Source organism: Phycisphaeraceae bacterium, from assembly GCA_020639155.1.
Taxonomy (GTDB): Bacteria; Planctomycetota; Phycisphaerae; order Phycisphaerales; family UBA1924; genus JACKHF01.
Genome location: JACKHF010000001.1, coordinates 1,035,883 through 1,053,176, shown reverse-complemented (window position 1 = coordinate 1,053,176; position 17,294 = coordinate 1,035,883). Strand labels below are relative to the sequence as shown.

The window sequence follows — 17,294 nt, the reverse complement described above, 5'->3', positions numbered from 1 at the left end:
CAGATGGCAGGTCCCGGAGTAAAGTACAGCAGCCTTGCACTATTCGTGCTTGGCACTGGGGTTTCGATCGCCTGTGGTCAACCCGGGATCCTGCCATCGGGCATTGCCAGCGGCGACGCAACACCCACCAGCGTCGTGCTGTGGGCAAGAGCTGATGCGCCCGGCGATGTTGTGTTCGAGCTTGCGACCGATGCAAACTTTGCAAACATCATCGATACACACACGGTCGCGGTGACGGACACGATCGTTCCAGCAAAGGTGGAGACACATGTTCTCGTGCCCAACACAACCTACTACTTCCGTGCAACAAACAACAGCATCACAACGGTCGGCACGTTTCTCACGCCCGCGGATGGCGCAAACCGTCATCCGCTCGGGCTTCGCGTTGGTGTCAGTGGCGACTGGCGTGGCGAGCTCTCGTCATATCCCGCTGTGAAGAACGTGCCCGAGCGTGATCTGGATCTGTGGATCGCGCTTGGCGACACGATCTATGCAGACGTTGCGTCGCCACAGGTGAATATCCCGCAATGTCTGACACTTCCTGATTTTCGCGCTAAGCATCGGGAGACACTTTCGGAGCGGTTCGGGCTCAACACGCTCGCGGATCTTCGTGCAACCTGCGCAATGCTCGCGATGATCGATGACCACGAGGTCACCAACGACTTTGCGGGCGGTGCTCACCCAAGCTCGGATCCCCGATTTGCGAATGATCCCGGTGCGTTCATCAACGAGACGGTGCTGTACACGAATGGGATCGCAGCGTTCACCGAGTATCACCCGATGCTCGATGAGCAGTACGGCATGACAGGGGATCCGCGCACAGAGAACAAAGCGAAGCTCTATCGGTCCCGCACATACGGGCGCGATGCAGCGGTGATAGTTGCTGATGCCCGCTCGTTCCGTGATGAGGAACTGCCGGGTGTGACGGATCCGCTCGATCCAGTGCAGGTCATCGGGTTTCTTGTTGCGTCATTCGATCCAACGCGGACGATGCTTGGTGCTGTGCAACTTGCAGAGATAAAGGCAGATCTGCTCGCAGCGCAGCAAAGCGGTGTGACATGGAAGCTTGTCTGCGTGCCTGAGCCGATCCAGAACCTTGGCGTGCTGGCAGCGTCCGATCGATTCGAGGGGTACGCTGCCGAGCGGACTGAACTGCTGAAGTTCATCGACGACAACGACATTGAGAACGTTGTCTTTATTGCAGCAGACATCCACGGCACGCTGATCAACAACCTGACATACACCCTCGGCCCAGGCACAACGCAGATATTCACGAACAGCTTCGAGGTGACCACGGGATCGGTTGCGTACGCAGCGCCGTTCGGGCCGACAGTCGTCGGGCTTGCAAACCAGTTCGGATTTCCCGGTGTTCCCTCGCTTGCGCAGTATCTTGCGATGTCGCCTGTGGAGCAGGAAGCAGTCATGACATCGCTGATCAACACGCAGCTTCAGGCGTACGCGTACGACACGCTCGGACTTCAGAACTCACCGATCAGCGCGACGCTCCTGCAGGGTGGCTATACCGCAACGAACACATTCGGCTGGACCGAGTTCGAGATCGATCCCGTCACGCAGGCGCTGACAGTGACGACATGGGGCATTCCGTGGTACGACGAACCAACGCTATTGGCGAACCCGTCTGCGATCGCTGCGCTCAATCCAGAGGTTATCAACCAGTTTGTCGTGATGCCGCAGGATGGCAGCTACTGCTACGCCGACTGCGACAACTCCGGCACACTAAATATCTTTGACTACATCTGTTATGGCAATGCGTACGCGGGTTCTGCAGCATACGCAGATTGCGATAGCAGTGGCTCGCTGAACATCTTCGACTATATCTGCTATGGAAACGCGTACGCAGGCGGTTGTCAATAAGTACCAACGCCGGACCACCAGCATCTCCTTGGCGTCTTCGGTGCATGTGGTTGTGTCGTCGTAGGTCCGGATTGTTGCCCAGATACAGTCATATCTATGCCGAAATCGCTTCAAACGTTGTTGTGATTCCATTGCATTTCGGGTACCTTGGATGGTTCTGAAGCTGTCTTCGCCAGAACCTCAGCAGGTGTGTTTCCTGCTGGGGTGTTGTGCAGTCTGGTGATGCGGAGAGATCAACACATGCAAACTCGTCACGCCACATTCACACTCGGGACTCTTTTACTGGTGGCCGGAAACGCTCATGCGCAGGTGTGTGTGCCATCGTACGAGACCTTCACAGGCCAGCCGGCGGTTGTGGGAGGGTATCTTCAGCCGATCATCTCGTGGGATGATGGTACTGGAGAGCAGTTCTACATCGGCGGATCGTCTCAGAATATCGGCGGCAGAAAATGGCTCGCACGATGGAACGCCGATACAGGAACGTTCTCGTCGGTTGGGACCGGCATTACCACCGGCACAACAAACCAGTTTCTGACCTGCTTCGCTGTGATGGACTTTGGCACCGGCGAGAGTCTGTACGTTGGCGGGTTTTACGCTGCAGCCGGCGCGGTTGCGGACACAAAGAGCCTTGCTCGTTGGGACGGCACAGCGTGGCACTCACTCGGTACTGGATTCCAGTCGCAGGCTGGCGCGCCAGCTGTCTGGGCAATGACCGAGTATGGCAACTCGCTCGTTGTCGGTGGTTCATTTACTGATGTCGGCACAGTCATTGGTGCCAATGGCATTGCAGCGTACACCGGCACAACGTGGAACTCGCTGGGCTCGGGTATCGTCGGCAGTTTCTCGCCAAATGTGTTCGCACTCCATGTGCATAACGACGGCGCCGGCGAAAAACTCTTTGCTGGCGGGCGATTCGATTCCATCGGTGGGACGTCAGGTCCATTGGTCGGCGCATGGAACGGCAACGCATGGGAGGCGGTTGGCTCGCTCATTGGTGTGGATGCACTTGCGCAAATCTCCGCATTTGCAACGTTCGACGACGGAAGCGGGTCTGCACTCTATGTGACTGGAGACAGACTTGTTGGCCCGGGGTTCTTTGACTGGGAGACCGCAAAGTGGGACGGCTCGACATGGAACGCAGTCGGGCAGCAAAGCGGCGGTCGAGGCACAGCGCTCGCGGTCTTTGATGATGGCACTGGGCCGGCGCTCTATCAAGCGGGCACAGCACAGCCGAACGTTGGGTATATCTCGCGCCTTGAGAATGGCACATGGGTGCCGCTGCTGGGCGGTGTCAACTCCGCAATACCGTCAATCTCCGGCGGATTCCCGTCTGTGTTCGGGCTTGGAGCACACTCAACGGGCCTGTACATCATGGGGAACTTTGCAGAGATCGGCGGTCTGAGCGCGACGGGGATCGCGCGATATGAAGCCTGCGATACCTGCTACGCCGACTGCGACAGTTCCGGTTCGCTCAACATTTTTGACTATATCTGCTTCGGCAACGAGTACGTTGCGGGTACGTCGTACGCTGACTGCGATGGCTCGGGCTCACTCAATGTGTTCGATTACATCTGTTTCGGCAATGCGTATGCAGCTGGGTGTCCATAAGCTTGTGAACTCAAGGTATAAGGCAAAGGATATTTGCATGAAGACGTGTTCGAATCGTGCTGCAGTGCTGGTGATATGTTCATTCTGCGTCGCTTGTGCACAAACCACATCGGTACATGCGCAGTGTGTGGAGCAGTGGCTTGAACCAGCCTGGGGCCAAGCGGGATTTCGCGGTATTTCGGGTGGTGGTGATGTTTATGCCCACGAGTTTGCATCTTGGGATCCTGATGGTTCCGGACCGATGCAAGAGCATCTTGTTGTCTGTGGCGTGTTTTTAGCTGCTGGTGGAGTGGCTGCAACAAGTATCGCTGCATGGGATGGTGCTCAGTGGTATGCGCTTGGTGATGGATACTCAGAGAATGGCAGACAAGGGACCGCGTGGGATGTTACGGTGCATAACGGTGTTCTCACCGTTGCCGGCGATCTTTACGATAGCGTGCTTCAAAAGGGCGCTGGTCAGGTGCTTCAATGGGATGGCTCGGCTTGGTCACGCCTTGGCGCATCCCTCGTTCGTGATACGACATCAAGTGGCTTGGTGTACAGCATTGCATCGTACAATGGTTCGCTGTATGCTGGAGGCAGGTTTGATTCAGCAGGTGGTGTTGTTCTGAACAATATTGCTCGTTGGAGTGGCACATCATGGCAGCCGGTGCAGGGAGGACTCAGCGGAACCAGTGCTCCAAATGTGCGCCGACTTACTGTATATGACAACAAGCTTATCGTGTGTGGCACGTTTACCTTTGCCGGTTCTATTGAATCATCCGGCATTGTTGCGTGGAACGGTTCGACATGGGTGCAGGAGTTCCCAACATACAACGGCAACGCACGAGACGCTGCTGTCATAGGAAACGATCTTTATGTTGTGGGCAACATCTCGACGCCTACCGGCGGGGCAAAGCTTGCGAAATGGGATGGCAACGCATGGACCGAGATACCAAATGACCTAACCGGTGGCAGAAACTCACCTGGTATTGCATCTGTAACAAGCTATAACGGTCAGGCGCATATCGCGGGATCATTCGATTCGATCGATGGTGTTGCTGCAAACAGTGTTGCACGGTGGGATGGCTCGTCATGGCATCCTGTGGGCGATGGAACATCTTATGACCACGACGTGATACGGGCATGGAACGGTATGCTGTTATGTGGTGGCGATTTTACCTTTGCAGAGGATCGGCCTGCAAGCAGGATCGCCGCGTGGGACGGATCAAACTGGGTCGCTTTGGGTGATGGCGACTCGCTTGATGATATCGTCAACGTTATTGATACATACAACGGCACGCTGATAGTCGGTGGAGGCTTTGCGTCTGCTGGTGAAACTGTGCTAAATAACATTGGTGTGTGGAATGGAAACACATGGGAGGCTCTTGGCGGCGGAGTTACCGATCCTACTTCGGGGAGGGTCTATGACATTCAGGTCTTTGCAGGAAGTCTCTATGTTGGTGGCAACTTTGAACTGGCTGGAGCAACGCCTGTCGATGGCCTTGCTCAATGGGACGGAACCCAGTGGCATACGGTTGGTGATCCGGGATTGGGTGTAACTCTTGGCGGTGTTATTGTCTATGACATGGCTGTGTACGATGACAAGCTGGTCTGCGGAGGTGATTTTAATACGGCCGACGGGGTATCCGCGATAAATATTGCGATATGGGATGGTGGAAGCTGGGCACCAATGGGGACAGGTCTGGAAGGAAGCAGTGTGAGACGGTTGGCTGTGATGCAGGGAGATGTGTATGCTGCAGGGTATCTTACAGATCCAACACTTGGTCGGCTAGCACGTTGGGATGGAACAACGTGGGTTAGTGTTAGCGGCGGTGTTGTATCGACAACAAGCTCCAGCCCTCTTATAGATGATATGGCGGTACGTGAAACAGATCTGTTTATTGCAGGCAGGTTTGATTTAGCTGGAGGCATCCCCGCACGGAGCATCGCGCGATGGGACGGACTAAGCTGGCATGCTGTTGGATTACCTTCGGTCTCTGAGTACATTGCAATAGATGCAATTGCATTCCATAATAACGATCTCTATGTTGCTGGGATATTCGATAACATTGGTGGCATCGTAGCGGATGGGTTTGCCAGATGGGACGGTTCCGTGTGGCAACCTGCTGATGGTGGATTCGATGACTTTGTGAACGATCTTTGCAGTATCAATGGTTCTTTGTACGCTGGGGGGCTCTTTGCAACCGCCGCCGGCGTTTTTTCGCCACACTTGGCTGCATATGGTTGCGACAGTGCTTGCTACGCCGACTGCGACAGTTCCAGCTCGCTCAATATCTTCGACTATATCTGCTTCGGCAACGAGTACTCGGCTGCCACGCTGTATGCTGACTGCGATGGTTCGGGCTCACTCAATGTGTTCGATTACATCTGTTTCGGGAATGCGTATGCGGCAGGCTGCCCATAAGCGCATTTGGGAATGCTGTTGAACCATTGACATAGAAGGAAGATCATTTTATGAAGTTCGCACATCTCGCGCAGTTTCTATGTGTAGCAGCCGCCGGCACAGCTGCAACTGCTCAGTTTACATGTCCTGACCCTGGATGGATCTCCTCGGGGGATCTCCCCGGAGCTAACAACCACGTGAATGCGAGTGCCTGGTGGGACCGAGATGGTGCAGGCCCACAATCTCCAGTGCTAGTACTGGGGGGATGGTTTGATGTTGCTGGCTCAACTGCAGCGAACGGGGTTGTGGTCTTTGATCCTGCTACCCAGTCTTGGACAGCGCTCGGCGATGGTCTGAATGGTCGTGTTCGATCAGTTGCAGTTTTAACGAACGGCAATCTTGTTGTTGGAGGTGATTTCACAACAGCTGGCGGATTGCTGGTAAATCACATTGCTCAATGGGACGGGGTGTCATGGTCCGGCTTTGGCACGGGTGTGAGCAGCCACGTTCATGCTCTTCTGGTGCTTCCAAATGACGACGTTATAGCAGGTGGAGAGTTTGCAAATGCAGCAGGATCTCCTGTAAACCATGTTGCTCGTTGGGATGGTACTGCATGGCATGCACTTGGAAATGGTACAACAAATGGTGAAATCCATGCACTCGCACAGATGCCAAGCGGAGATATTGTTGCTGGTGGCAGCTTCACTCTGGTTGATGGTGCCTTTATTGCTCGTGTTGCACGATGGAATGGGGTTTCATGGACCGCACTCGGTGATGGTGTAGATGGTGATGTGCATGATCTGGCAGTATTGCCGAACGGCGACATTGTCGCAGTGGGAGAGTTTGGCCATACTGGCACCAACACAGCATTACACGTAGCACGATGGGATGGCACTGCATGGTCAGCAGTTGGTGCTGGCATGGATAACACGGCGTGGTCCATCTCGATTCTTCCAAACGGTGACTTTGTGGTGGGAGGCGAGTTTACGACTGCTGATGGAAATCCAGCAAATCGCATCGCACGATGGGATGGGTCTGCGTGGACCGCGATCGACAGTGGAATGGACTCTGCTGTCTGGACAACGCTGGTTTCGGAGAATGGGAACATTGTTGCGGGCGGCAACTTCGGGCTCGCAGGAGAATCGGCAGCGCTTCGAGTTGCGCAGTGGGACGGGAGCAAATGGCAGCCGTTGGTATCGGGTATTGACAGTGAAGTGCGCGCAATTACGACGCTGCCAAATGGGCATGTTGTCATTGGGGGCGAGTTTGTTTCGGCTGGAAGTGTCTCTGCAAACCATGTAGCACGCTGGGATGGAAATGCATGGCATCCGCTCGGCGAAGGTACAAGCGGGACAGTTCGTGCGCTCACAACCCTTGTGAACGGCGACATTGTTGCGGGTGGTTTCTTCCATACCGCGGGCTCGGTGGATGTTCACCATGTTGCGCGCTGGGACGGGAAAGCGTGGCACGCCATGGGTGACGGATTCGACACACATGTGCGAGCTCTGGTCACAATGCCAAATGGAGATGTTGTAGCAGCTGGATTTTTTACGTCAACGGGCAGCGGCACACTCATGCGACATGTTGCGCGTTGGGATGGAAAAGAATGGTCATCGCTGGGAGATGGACTCCAGAGCAACGCGTTTGTTCTGACTGTCATGCCAAACGGCGATCTTATTGCTGGCGGTTTTTTTACGCAGGCAGGAGGCGTGACAGCACGTCGGATTGCTCGATGGGATGGCGAAGAGTGGTATGCTCTTGGCGATGGAATGAATGCAAACGTGAATGCACTGGCATCACTGCCAAATGGTGATCTCATTGCTGGAGGGGCTTTTATTATCGCAGGATCTGTCCAAGCCAATCACATCGCTCGATGGGATGGCTCAGCATGGTTTCCACTTGGTGAAGGGAACGGTTTCGGTGTGACTGCGCTAGCCACCCTTCCGGATGGAAGTGTGTTGTCAAGCGGTACATTTACCATCCAGGGACAGCCGAACACATCTGCGCTTGCCCGATGGAATGGCGCAGAATGGATCGCGCTCGGACCCAGTACAAACACAGGCCCATATGCAATGGCTGTCCTTGGCAATGGCAATATCGCATCAGGCGGTGCGTTTACATCCGCTGGCGGTGTTGTTGCGCCGTTCTTTGCTGTGTTTGGTTGCGACAGTGCTTGCTACGCCGATTGCGACAGTTCCGGTTCGCTCAATATCTTCGACTACATCTGCTTCGGCAACGAGTACTCGGCTGGTACGTCGTATGCTGACTGCGACGGCTCGGGTGCGCTGAACATCTTCGATTACATCTGTTTCGGGAATGGGTATGCGGCAGGGTGTCCGTGACGATGCGCAAAGATTTGGTATGCCAAAGCGTCGATTTTGGACTAAAAAAGCTAATTGACAAGCACCGGGTCGTTCGGGTATGCTGGAAGGGTTTCCCGCGCGGTCGCGCGAGACGATAGAAAAGAGAAATGGAGAGTTATCGTGAAAAGGTCACTCTGTGCTGTCGTTGCGCTTGCGTGCACATCGGCTGTCCGTGCACAACTCAACGTAGCTATTGCAGCCGCAGCGACTCCAACCTCATGTCAGTTTACCGATGTGCAGCAGATGCTGGCTGGTTCCGGATTATTTTCCTCGGTGAGTTATGTCGAGGTGATGACACAAACACCATCGCTTGCTGAGCTTCAGCAGTACGATGCGGTTATTACCTGGTCAAATCTGAGTTACCAGAGCGGCGAAGCGCTTGGCAATGTGCTTGCAGATTACGTCGATGCGGGTGGCGGGGTTGTTGTCGCGACCTTTGCGAACAGCTCTGTGACTGCAGAGCGATCATTGACCGGACGATGGTCAACCGGGTATGACGTGATCCTGCCACGCTCAGGAAATCAGGGCGGTAACGCGTCGCTGGGTCAGATCCTTGATCCATCCCATCCAATCATGGACAGCGTGACGACATTTACAGGTGGGACCTCGATGTCCCGTCCGAGCATGACATTGCTGGAAGTTGGCGCGACAGAAATAGCTCAATGGAACGATGGAAGAACGCTGGTTGCAGTTGGTGCAAATCCCAAGCGCGTCGATCTCGGGTTTTATCCGCCTTCAAGCAACTGCACCTCAGCGTGGTGGTCATCCGGAACCGATGGGGGCCGGATGCTGGCACAAGCACTCGCATTTGTTGCGACTGACACAGGCTGCTACGCAGATTGCGATGGCTCGGGTGCACTAAACATCTTCGACTATATCTGCTTCGGCAACGAGTACTCAGTGGGCACGTCGTACGCAGACTGCGACGGCTCGGGTGCGCTGAACATCTTCGATTACATCTGCTTCGGCAACGAGTACAGCGCTGGATGTCCGTAAGCGCACGTGAGTGAGAGAGTGAGTTTACCCCATATATGAGGAGAGAAAAATGACACATTCAAAGTTGGCTTTGACACTCGCTGTTTTCGGCTGCGCGACAGCTGTATCGGCACAGGTGTATACTGATCGCGCATCTTTTCTTGCTGCTGCGTCCAGTTCACAACTGGATGATGTAGAGTCATATCCTGTGATTGGAGATCCTTCCGGCGGTGCGGTGCCATCGTTTAACGCAAACATGTTCGCAATGGCGACAAGCCCAACCGCGATCAAGATCCAGGATGCCGCAGCCTTTGGTGCTTTCAACACAACGCCCGGCGGTGTGAAGTACTTCTATCTTGATACTGATCAAGGCAACGTAGGCACAATGCTGACGCTGACTGCGAATGGTGCTGATACTTGGACCGCCATTGGATTTGACTACACCGACATGGACTCGGTGCCTCTGACTATCTTTATCAATGGTCAGGCCTACACCGCAGGGCCATCGGGGAACAACGCGAGTGCTTTTATTGGCATTGTCAGTTCGACACCCTTTACCTCGGTCTCCATTGACAGCGGCTCCGACAGCGGCTGGGGGATGGATGATGTTCTTGTGCAGATGGATGGCGGCTGCTACGCAGACTGCGACGGATCAGGAACACTGAACATCTTTGATTACATCTGCTTCGGCAACGAGTACTCAGCTGGCACGTCGTATGCCGACTGCGATAGCTCGGGCTCACTGAATATCTTCGATTACATCTGCTATGGCAACGAGTACAGCGCCGGCTGTCCGTGAGAAGTTTGATCGGGAGGAATGGCAATGAACGTGCGCGTATTCACTTTCGGTGGTGCGATGATGATGGTCAGCTTTGCGCATGCAAGCCCGCAGGCGTTCCAGGATGAGGTCACTGCGTCCGGACCAGTTCTCTGGTATCAGATGAACGAGCAGACCGGAAATGCTGTCAACCATGGTTCGCTGGGATCGTCGCACGATCTGGTTTTCCAGGGAAGCGTTGGCAGGGATGTCTCAACGTATGCCGGTGATAGCGCAGTGCGTTTCAGCGATCCAAACTCGTACGGCGAATCGCTTGGTTTGTCCTCGCTGACAGGGAATCCGACGTTTACATGTGAGGCAATCGTGCGTCTGGATCAGAACGGGAGCGCAGGAAACTGGGGTCCGTTCCTCCATTGGGGTGGTGGCTCAACCGGCACAGCAGTGTACTTCTCTGTTTCAAGCAATGACAACACAAGCGTGTACACCGGGTTTTACAATGCCGGTGTGCGCACATCCTCAGTTGGCGGTGATCGGTGGGTGCATGTTGCGTGGGTTCGAGAGGGCGGGAACAGCACTTCTGACGGCACAACGCTCTATATCAACGGCATTGCTCAAACTGTCGTGCAGGATCCTGCGCTGAGTCCCGGTTTTCTCAATGCCAGTTCCATCAACGTCACGTCGACGCCGTTTACTATCAATCGCGCCGCCAACCTCTTTGGCACACGATTCTTTACCGGCGAGATTGATGAAGTTGCGTTGTACGATCGTGCCTTAACACCTGCCGAGATTGCTGCACATGTTGGTGCATCAGGCCTCACGTGTTACGCCGACTGTGACGGGGTTCCTGTCCTCAATATCTTCGACTACATCTGCTTTGGAAACGCGTACAGCACACAGGACCCTTACGCAGATTGCGATGGTTCAGGCGTATTGAATATCTTTGATTACATCTGCTTCGGCAATGCGTACAGCGCTGGTTGTCCGTAAGTCAGCGCACGGCTTCAAACGCTATCGCAAGTCCGCCCGGAAGGGCGGGTCTTGTTTGCACGTTATAGGGCCTCGCAATACATGTGAAACATCAATAGCTGCATGCAACTGGGTGTGCGCAACCCTCCATCTTCGGATATGCTGTAGATGTATCCGCACGCTGCGGAATGGATCAGTTGAAGGAAGAAGGAGAATCGTCGATGCGTTACCAAACCGCTGTCTGTCTCGCGTTCGCAATGGCTGCTGGGACTGCATCAGCCCAGACGTATCTTGGTGTGCTCGATCGCACGAGCGACGTGCTCATGCTGCTTGATCCCGCAACCGGCGCTGTCGTTGACCCGGCGTACATTGTTGGGACAGGCATATGGTCAACCCCGGTGGAGGCGTTGCGTGTTGGTGATGAGATATGGATTACAGAGCAGCTTGATGATTTTATCTATCGCTATGATCTGAATGGTAACGCGCTCGGGCAGTTCACTTCCGTGCTCGATAACTGTCGTGGATTTGCAGTTGTAAACAATACGGTCTATGTCTCAAACTCCGGCAGCAACAACGGTGCGCCGGGGAATGGCGATGGCATTGCCATGTTTGATTTCTCAGGAAACTATCTTGGGTTCTTCGCTGTGGATGACCCGTTCGATGTGCTTGACTACAACGGCAATCTGCTCATCCCCGATATTATCAACGACGATCTTCTGGTGTATGACTATGCGGGCAACTTTGTCTCGGTGTTTCACGATTCAGACGGTGTGAACGGCATCGACTTCCCCGAGCAGCTCAACATTCGTTTTTCCAACGGCGGGATTCTTGCTGGCGGGTTCTCTTCACCATCAGGGATGTACGCGTACGACGCAAACGGTGCGCAGACAGACTACTGGACGCAGGTCACCGGTGTGCGCGGCATGTGGGAACTTCCCAATGGCAGGATTCTTGCCACAGGTTCAGCTGGCGGCAGCGGTTTGTTCCTGTTCGATCCTGCGACAGGCGCTGTACAGACTTTGGCGCTCAACACGATGGGCTTTATCTCCGAACTCGATCTCACACCAACACAGACCTGCTATGCCGACTGCGATCAGAGTGGCTCGCTGAATATCTTTGATTACATCTGCTTCGGCAACGAGTATTCCGCCGGCACGTCGTACGCCGACTGTGACGGCTCGGGCTCGTTGAACATCTTCGATTACATCTGCTTCGGCAACGCGTATGCAGCAGGGTGCCCGTAAACCTACAGACTAGTTTTATTCATTTCATAACACACGTCCACGAACCGAACGGTTCGTGGACGTTTTTATTGGCCGCTTTGCTTGCATGGACTGGGTTTTCGCGTGCAGTCAAGAGAGACTTCCTGTATCATTGTGTCATAGAACCGCCAAAGCTGCGTTTGATGACCACACCCCATACAAGAGAGCGACCGATGAACCGTACAAGATCTGGCCTTGCACTGATAGTTGCGACAACATCTTCTTCCTTCGCCCAGAGTGAGTTCTTTCTTACCGATCGATCGAGTGATGCGGTGCTTCGCTATGACGGCACAACAGGCGCGTTCATCGACGCATTCGTGCCGTCGGGCTCGGGCGGGCTGGATCGTCCGGTGAATCTGGTCTTTGGGCCCGATGGCAATCTGTATGTTGTCAACTTCGGCCCTGGAAATATCAAGCGATTCGATGGGCAGACTGGTGCGTTCATCGACACGTTCTTCTCTGACACGTTCTATCTCGAAGAGCCTGTGACTATGCTGTTTACTAACGGCTTTGCGTACGTGCTCGGTAACGACACACAGAATCTTGTCGAGCTCAACGCAACAACAGGCGCATACATCAGACAGATTGGTGCCGGAACAATGCGGTATGCGCACGACATGGTGCTTTCGCCAACAGGCACGCTCTTCGTTGCAACAGAGAACTACACGCAGGGCCCATTGCAGGAATGGAACATCCAGTCGGGCGCGCTGCTGAACTCCTTTGCGAGCACAACCGAGGTGAGTCTTGCGACCGGCGTGGCGATCGGGCCAAACGATGACATTTTCATGAGCGACTGGTACGACCGTGAGGTTGAACGCTATGACGCAGCGACGCACGCGCATCTCGGCGCGTTCATCGCGGACCAGGATCTTGTCGGCCCGGGCTCACTTGAGTTCAGGCCCGACGGCATGGTGTACGTCAGCGGAAGCAGCGGCGTCCGTCGTTATGATGCAACGACCGGCGCGTTTGTCGATGTGTTTATTGCGACCGGCTCGGGCGGGCTACAGACCCCGCGAGGCTTTGTCTTCCGTGATTCGGGGTGCTACGCCGATTGTGACAGCAGTGGCGGACTGAATATCTTTGACTACATCTGCTTTGGAAATGCGTACGCAGCAGGCACGTCATACGCTGATTGCGATGGATCCGGCTCACTGAACATCTTTGATTACATCTGCTTCGGTAATGCCTACGCAGCTGGGTGCCCGTGAGTGTTGAGATGATATGAACCGAGTAATGCGAGGTGTGTGATGCGTTGTGATGTGAAAAAATGGGCAGCCCTCTCGCTGATCGGTATGCTGTCTTCGGTACTACACGCTGACCTTATCTCGCATTGGAAGCTCGATGAACCCGTCGGGAATGACGCGGCATTTGACTTGGTTGGCATGCGTCATGGTGTCGTAATCAACGGAGTATTCCATCCGAATGGCGGTGTTGTTGACGGTGCGATAGAAATCCGCAGTGCAAACAATGCGTATGTCTCGATGCACGGTGTGTTGCCGATGACAAGCGGTGAGTCATTCACACTCGCGGGATGGGTCAGGCTGGACGCGGGCGATCTGTCACCAGGCATCCCGTTCGGCCGCCATTTGTCCACTGTTGTTGCAGGGTATTTCATCGGTACGAACCAACTCGGAACGTACGGATCGCCGGGCACAGCGTACTTGTATCACAGCAGTCTCGGTTCTTCATCGCCAAACTCGACAACACTTATCAACGACGGACAGTGGCATCACATCGTCGGTGTGTATGAGGCGTCTGGCATGTCCCACATCTATGTTGATGGTGCGCCGGTCGAATCGTCGTTTGTGTCACAAACAATTCAGTCTTCAACAGCAACATTCATGATCGGCGGCATGAACTTCCCCGGGCTGGGGCCGCAAAACTACTTCGATGGATTTGTTGATGATGTGCAGGTATACGACGAGGCGCTATGCAGCTACGACATCGACTGGCTGTTCAACCATCCTGGCGAACCGCTCCCGGAGGTTGTGTGCTACGCCGACTGTAATAACAGTTGCAGTCTTGACATCTTCGATTATATCTGCTTTGGAAACGCGTACGCAGCAAGCACATCATACGCTGATTGCGATGGATCCGGCTCACTGAACATCTTTGATTACATCTGCTTCGGTAATGCATACGCGGCTGGGTGCTTGTAAACCGGTCTGATTTGTTTGGAAACTGATAGCAATACATATTGCTTCAGAACAGGATTTTTCTCGCGGAGAGGAACACCATCGTGTAAAATGTGCCGAGGACGCACAATGTGCGAAGAGGACCAAGCTGATGCAGCGTTCATGTTACACGTTCAGGTACAGGCGTGATATGCGGAAGGGCACAGAGATGCGTACACGAACAGATTTGCAGGCACATGCGAGATACTTCGCGCTAATGGTGGCTTTGGTTGTTGGTGCAGGAAATGCGTATGCCCAGCCCTACTACGAGAACCTTGTTGTCAACGGCGATGCAGAAACCGGCGATACAACCGGATGGGTGTCCGGCGGCTTGAGTGCTGTCATGTCTTCTGTGCCGGGCACTGCGGGCTTGCCAGCAGTTGGTGTGACAGGGGACTATTGCTTTGGTAGCGAGACCGGTTCGGGTGTGCGAACGTTGTCGCAGACCGTCGACGTGTCTGAGTTTGCGAAGGCGATTGATAGCGAGATGGTGTCATCGATCTTTGGCATGCTTCTCCAGTGGCAAGGCGACGCCTCACTCCCGGCAGCTGCAGCCGCAACAGTCGAGTATCGAAACGGCACCGATGAACTGCTGCATGTTGTCTATTTCAATGCGGACCATGAACCGATGGACCCGTCCACATGGCACTGTCGTGGCTTACAACGCAAGGTGCCAATGGGGACGAGATCAGTCTGGATCGAACTCCGTGTTGCGGATGTTGCTGGCCCGCTCTCAAGTGGATACTTCGATAACGTTTCACTGGAGTTAACACTGTGCTATCCGGATTGCGATATGGACGGCGAGCTCAGCATCTTCGATTACATCTGCTATGGCAATGCCTACGCGTTGGAATATCAGTATGCTGATTGCGACGGCAACGGCGTATTCACAGTCTTTGATTACATCTGTTTTGGTACCGCATACGCAACCGGGTGTCTGTGACGGTGCTTTGCGTTAGTGCACTCCAGCGAAAAGCCATAAAGAGCATCGAGAAATACACACACTTTCTTTTTACATAGTTAACAGAATCAGCACTAAAGCTACATATCTCGCGTTCAGGTATTCCGTCTTGACAAGGAATGCTGTTTTCGTGTAGTCTCGTTGCTCCAGTTCCATGGTTTTTCGATGTAAAGAGGAGAGCGGCATGACACATATCGGACGCTGGGCAGCTATTCTGGTATTGAGTGGATGGTGCGGGTACGCGACAGCACAGGTTGAGTTTCGGACTGTAACACTCGGCGGAACACTCGCTCCGGGGCTTGGTGGTCTCCTGCATGCGAACTTTGCACAGCCCGCGCTGAATGCAGGCGGGTATGTCGGTTTTTCTGGCGGTGTGAGTGCCAACCCAGACGAATGTCTATGGACCGAAGGTGCTGGAACATATGAACTGCTGGCGCGTGAAGAAGGAGTTGCTCCAGGCACTGGTGGCGCCATGTTCAGCACGTTCTATCTTTCAACACCGGTGTTAAACGATGCTGGCCAAACGGCGTTCCTTCACTCACTCTCTGGCACAGGGGTGACGAGTGCGAACAACTCAACCATCTGGATGCATACGCCCGGTGGGGAACCGGAAGTTGTTGTGCGCGAGGGTGATACAGCACCAGGCACGGGTGGGGATCTCTTTGGTGATTTGAGTTTCCCGAGACTGAACAGCAGCGGAAGTGTGTCTTTCTATGGGCTGCTGACGGGCTCTAGTACGAACGCGAGTGTGTGGTCAAACGCGTCGGGTTCAATGACTCTGCTTGCGCGGAGTGGGAGCGTGATGACTGCGCCAGGTACGGGTGGTGCGACATTTTTTTCACTGACTGAAGCGTCGGTATCGCTCAACGATACAGGAACGACAGTCTTCCATGCCGAACTCGATGGTACAGGGGTCAATGGAGTCAATGACGAAGCAATCTTTTCAAATGCTTCCGGCTCGCTCGATCTGGTTGTTCGTGGAGAGTCGGTTGCGCCGGGCACCGGCGGCGCGATGTTTTTCAACTTTGTAACGTCAGTCGGGCTGGCGCTGAACAACGATAACGACATCGCGTTTCGATGCGGGCTCACCGGCACTGGCGTGACGTCCTCAAACAACTCGGGTATCTGGTCTACCGCGCCTGGCTCACTCTCGCTTGTTGTCAGGGAGGGTGATGTTGCACCGGGCACAGGAGGGGCAACGTTTTCAGGTTTTGGCGTGGTAAAACTCAATGGCACAGGCAATGTAATGTTTACAGGCTTTCTCACGGGTTCGGGCGTGACGAGCGCCAACGATGCGGGTGTGTGGATCGAAACATCTTCGGGCATCGAACTGGTTGTTCGTGAGGGCGATGCTGCGCCAGATGCTGGCGGCGCTACATTTGGCAATGGCTCGGGGTCTTTCTCATTTGATCCGGTGTGGAATGCCGTCGGTCAGGTTGCATTTTTATACCCGGTAACCGGTTCCGGCGTATCAAGCAGCAATGACATGGGCCTGTGGATGACAGACGAGGACGGAGAGATAGTGAAAGTCGTCCGCGAGGGCGATGTGCTTGATGTGAACAGCGACCCTGTTCTCGTGCAGACAGAGACCATTTGGGGCATTCGTTTCTTCTCGGGGTCTGGTGGGCAGGACGGTAGAATTCGCGCTATCAATGACGACGGTGATATCGCCTACCAAACATCATTTGCACCCGGTGATCCAACACTGGTTGATGGAGGTGTCTTCGTTGCAAATGTCCCGCCCCCGGTTGTGAGTGTGTGCTATGCTGACTGCGATGGAAACGGCACGCTGACAATCTTCGACTACATCTGTTTCGGAACAGCTTACGCGGCAGGAAGCGCGTACGCTGATTGCGACGGTAACGGCGTATTCACAATCTTTGATTACATCTGTTTCGGCACCGCATATGCAGCCGGGTGTCCGTAAGTACGTATGACAAACAAAG

The 17,294-nt window shown here is 54.4% G+C and carries 12 protein-coding genes; all 12 read left to right on the top strand.

What is annotated here, in order from left to right; genetic code table 11:
- The first annotated feature begins 3 nt into the window (after positions 1-3).
- The 12 genes from H6815_04525 to H6815_04470 all read left to right on the top strand — a co-directional run bounded on the left by H6815_04525 (position 4) and on the right by H6815_04470 (position 17,275).
- Entirely contained in the window at positions 4-1,875 is a 1,872-nt protein-coding gene (locus H6815_04525) for an alkaline phosphatase D family protein (protein MCB9859698.1), read from the top strand.
- 240 nt (positions 1,876-2,115) lie between these two features.
- Positions 2,116-3,483, top strand: a complete 1,368-nt coding sequence (locus H6815_04520; protein ID MCB9859697.1) for a hypothetical protein — start codon at positions 2,116-2,118, stop codon at positions 3,481-3,483.
- 37 nt (positions 3,484-3,520) lie between these two features.
- On the top strand, positions 3,521-5,890 hold the full coding sequence (locus H6815_04515; GenBank protein MCB9859696.1) for a hypothetical protein: 2,370 nt from the start codon (positions 3,521-3,523) through the stop codon (positions 5,888-5,890).
- Positions 5,891-5,940: 50 nt separating this feature from the next.
- Positions 5,941-8,211 (top strand): WD40 repeat domain-containing protein, encoded by a 2,271-nt coding sequence (locus tag H6815_04510; GenBank protein MCB9859695.1) that lies wholly within the window; start codon positions 5,941-5,943, stop codon positions 8,209-8,211.
- 141 nt (positions 8,212-8,352) lie between these two features.
- Positions 8,353-9,228 carry a PEP-CTERM sorting domain-containing protein gene (locus H6815_04505; protein MCB9859694.1) on the top strand — a complete coding sequence of 292 codons (876 nt, stop codon included), beginning with the start codon at positions 8,353-8,355 and terminating at the stop codon, positions 9,226-9,228.
- 49 nt (positions 9,229-9,277) lie between these two features.
- The gene (locus tag H6815_04500) at positions 9,278-10,006 is read left to right on the top strand and encodes a hypothetical protein (GenBank protein ID MCB9859693.1); all 729 of its coding nucleotides are present in this window, start codon (positions 9,278-9,280) and stop codon (positions 10,004-10,006) included.
- A gap of 24 nt (positions 10,007-10,030) precedes the next feature.
- Positions 10,031-10,972 carry a LamG domain-containing protein gene (locus tag H6815_04495; GenBank protein ID MCB9859692.1) on the top strand — a complete coding sequence of 314 codons (942 nt, stop codon included), beginning with the start codon at positions 10,031-10,033 and terminating at the stop codon, positions 10,970-10,972.
- Positions 10,973-11,172: 200 nt separating this feature from the next.
- On the top strand, positions 11,173-12,195 hold the full coding sequence (locus tag H6815_04490) for a hypothetical protein (protein ID MCB9859691.1): 1,023 nt from the start codon (positions 11,173-11,175) through the stop codon (positions 12,193-12,195).
- A gap of 191 nt (positions 12,196-12,386) precedes the next feature.
- Positions 12,387-13,421 (top strand): hypothetical protein, encoded by a 1,035-nt coding sequence (locus tag H6815_04485; protein MCB9859690.1) that lies wholly within the window; start codon positions 12,387-12,389, stop codon positions 13,419-13,421.
- A gap of 51 nt (positions 13,422-13,472) precedes the next feature.
- Positions 13,473-14,372, top strand: coding sequence for a LamG domain-containing protein (locus tag H6815_04480; GenBank protein ID MCB9859689.1), 900 nt, complete (start codon positions 13,473-13,475; stop codon positions 14,370-14,372).
- 184 nt (positions 14,373-14,556) lie between these two features.
- Complete coding sequence (locus H6815_04475) at positions 14,557-15,330, top strand: hypothetical protein (protein MCB9859688.1); 774 nt, start codon at positions 14,557-14,559, stop codon at positions 15,328-15,330.
- Positions 15,331-15,532: 202 nt separating this feature from the next.
- Positions 15,533-17,275: a hypothetical protein gene (locus H6815_04470; protein ID MCB9859687.1), complete on the top strand. Its 1,743-nt coding sequence runs from the start codon at positions 15,533-15,535 to the stop codon at positions 17,273-17,275.
- Positions 17,276-17,294 lie beyond the last annotated feature (19 nt).

What these genes read in the sequence shown, in the direction of transcription:
- H6815_04525 (MCB9859698.1), top strand. Translation starts at nt 4, where the DNA reads ATGGCAGGTCCCGGAGTAAAGTACAGCAGCCTTGCACTATTCGTGCTT.
- H6815_04520 (MCB9859697.1), top strand. Translation starts at nt 2,116, where the DNA reads ATGCAAACTCGTCACGCCACATTCACACTCGGGACTCTTTTACTGGTG.
- H6815_04515 (MCB9859696.1), top strand. Translation starts at nt 3,521, where the DNA reads ATGAAGACGTGTTCGAATCGTGCTGCAGTGCTGGTGATATGTTCATTC.
- H6815_04510 (MCB9859695.1), top strand. Translation starts at nt 5,941, where the DNA reads ATGAAGTTCGCACATCTCGCGCAGTTTCTATGTGTAGCAGCCGCCGGC.
- H6815_04500 (MCB9859693.1), top strand. Translation starts at nt 9,278, where the DNA reads ATGACACATTCAAAGTTGGCTTTGACACTCGCTGTTTTCGGCTGCGCG.
- H6815_04495 (MCB9859692.1), top strand. Translation starts at nt 10,031, where the DNA reads ATGAACGTGCGCGTATTCACTTTCGGTGGTGCGATGATGATGGTCAGC.
- H6815_04490 (MCB9859691.1), top strand. Translation starts at nt 11,173, where the DNA reads ATGCGTTACCAAACCGCTGTCTGTCTCGCGTTCGCAATGGCTGCTGGG.
- H6815_04485 (MCB9859690.1), top strand. Translation starts at nt 12,387, where the DNA reads ATGAACCGTACAAGATCTGGCCTTGCACTGATAGTTGCGACAACATCT.
- H6815_04475 (MCB9859688.1), top strand. Translation starts at nt 14,557, where the DNA reads ATGCGTACACGAACAGATTTGCAGGCACATGCGAGATACTTCGCGCTA.
- H6815_04470 (MCB9859687.1), top strand. Translation starts at nt 15,533, where the DNA reads ATGACACATATCGGACGCTGGGCAGCTATTCTGGTATTGAGTGGATGG.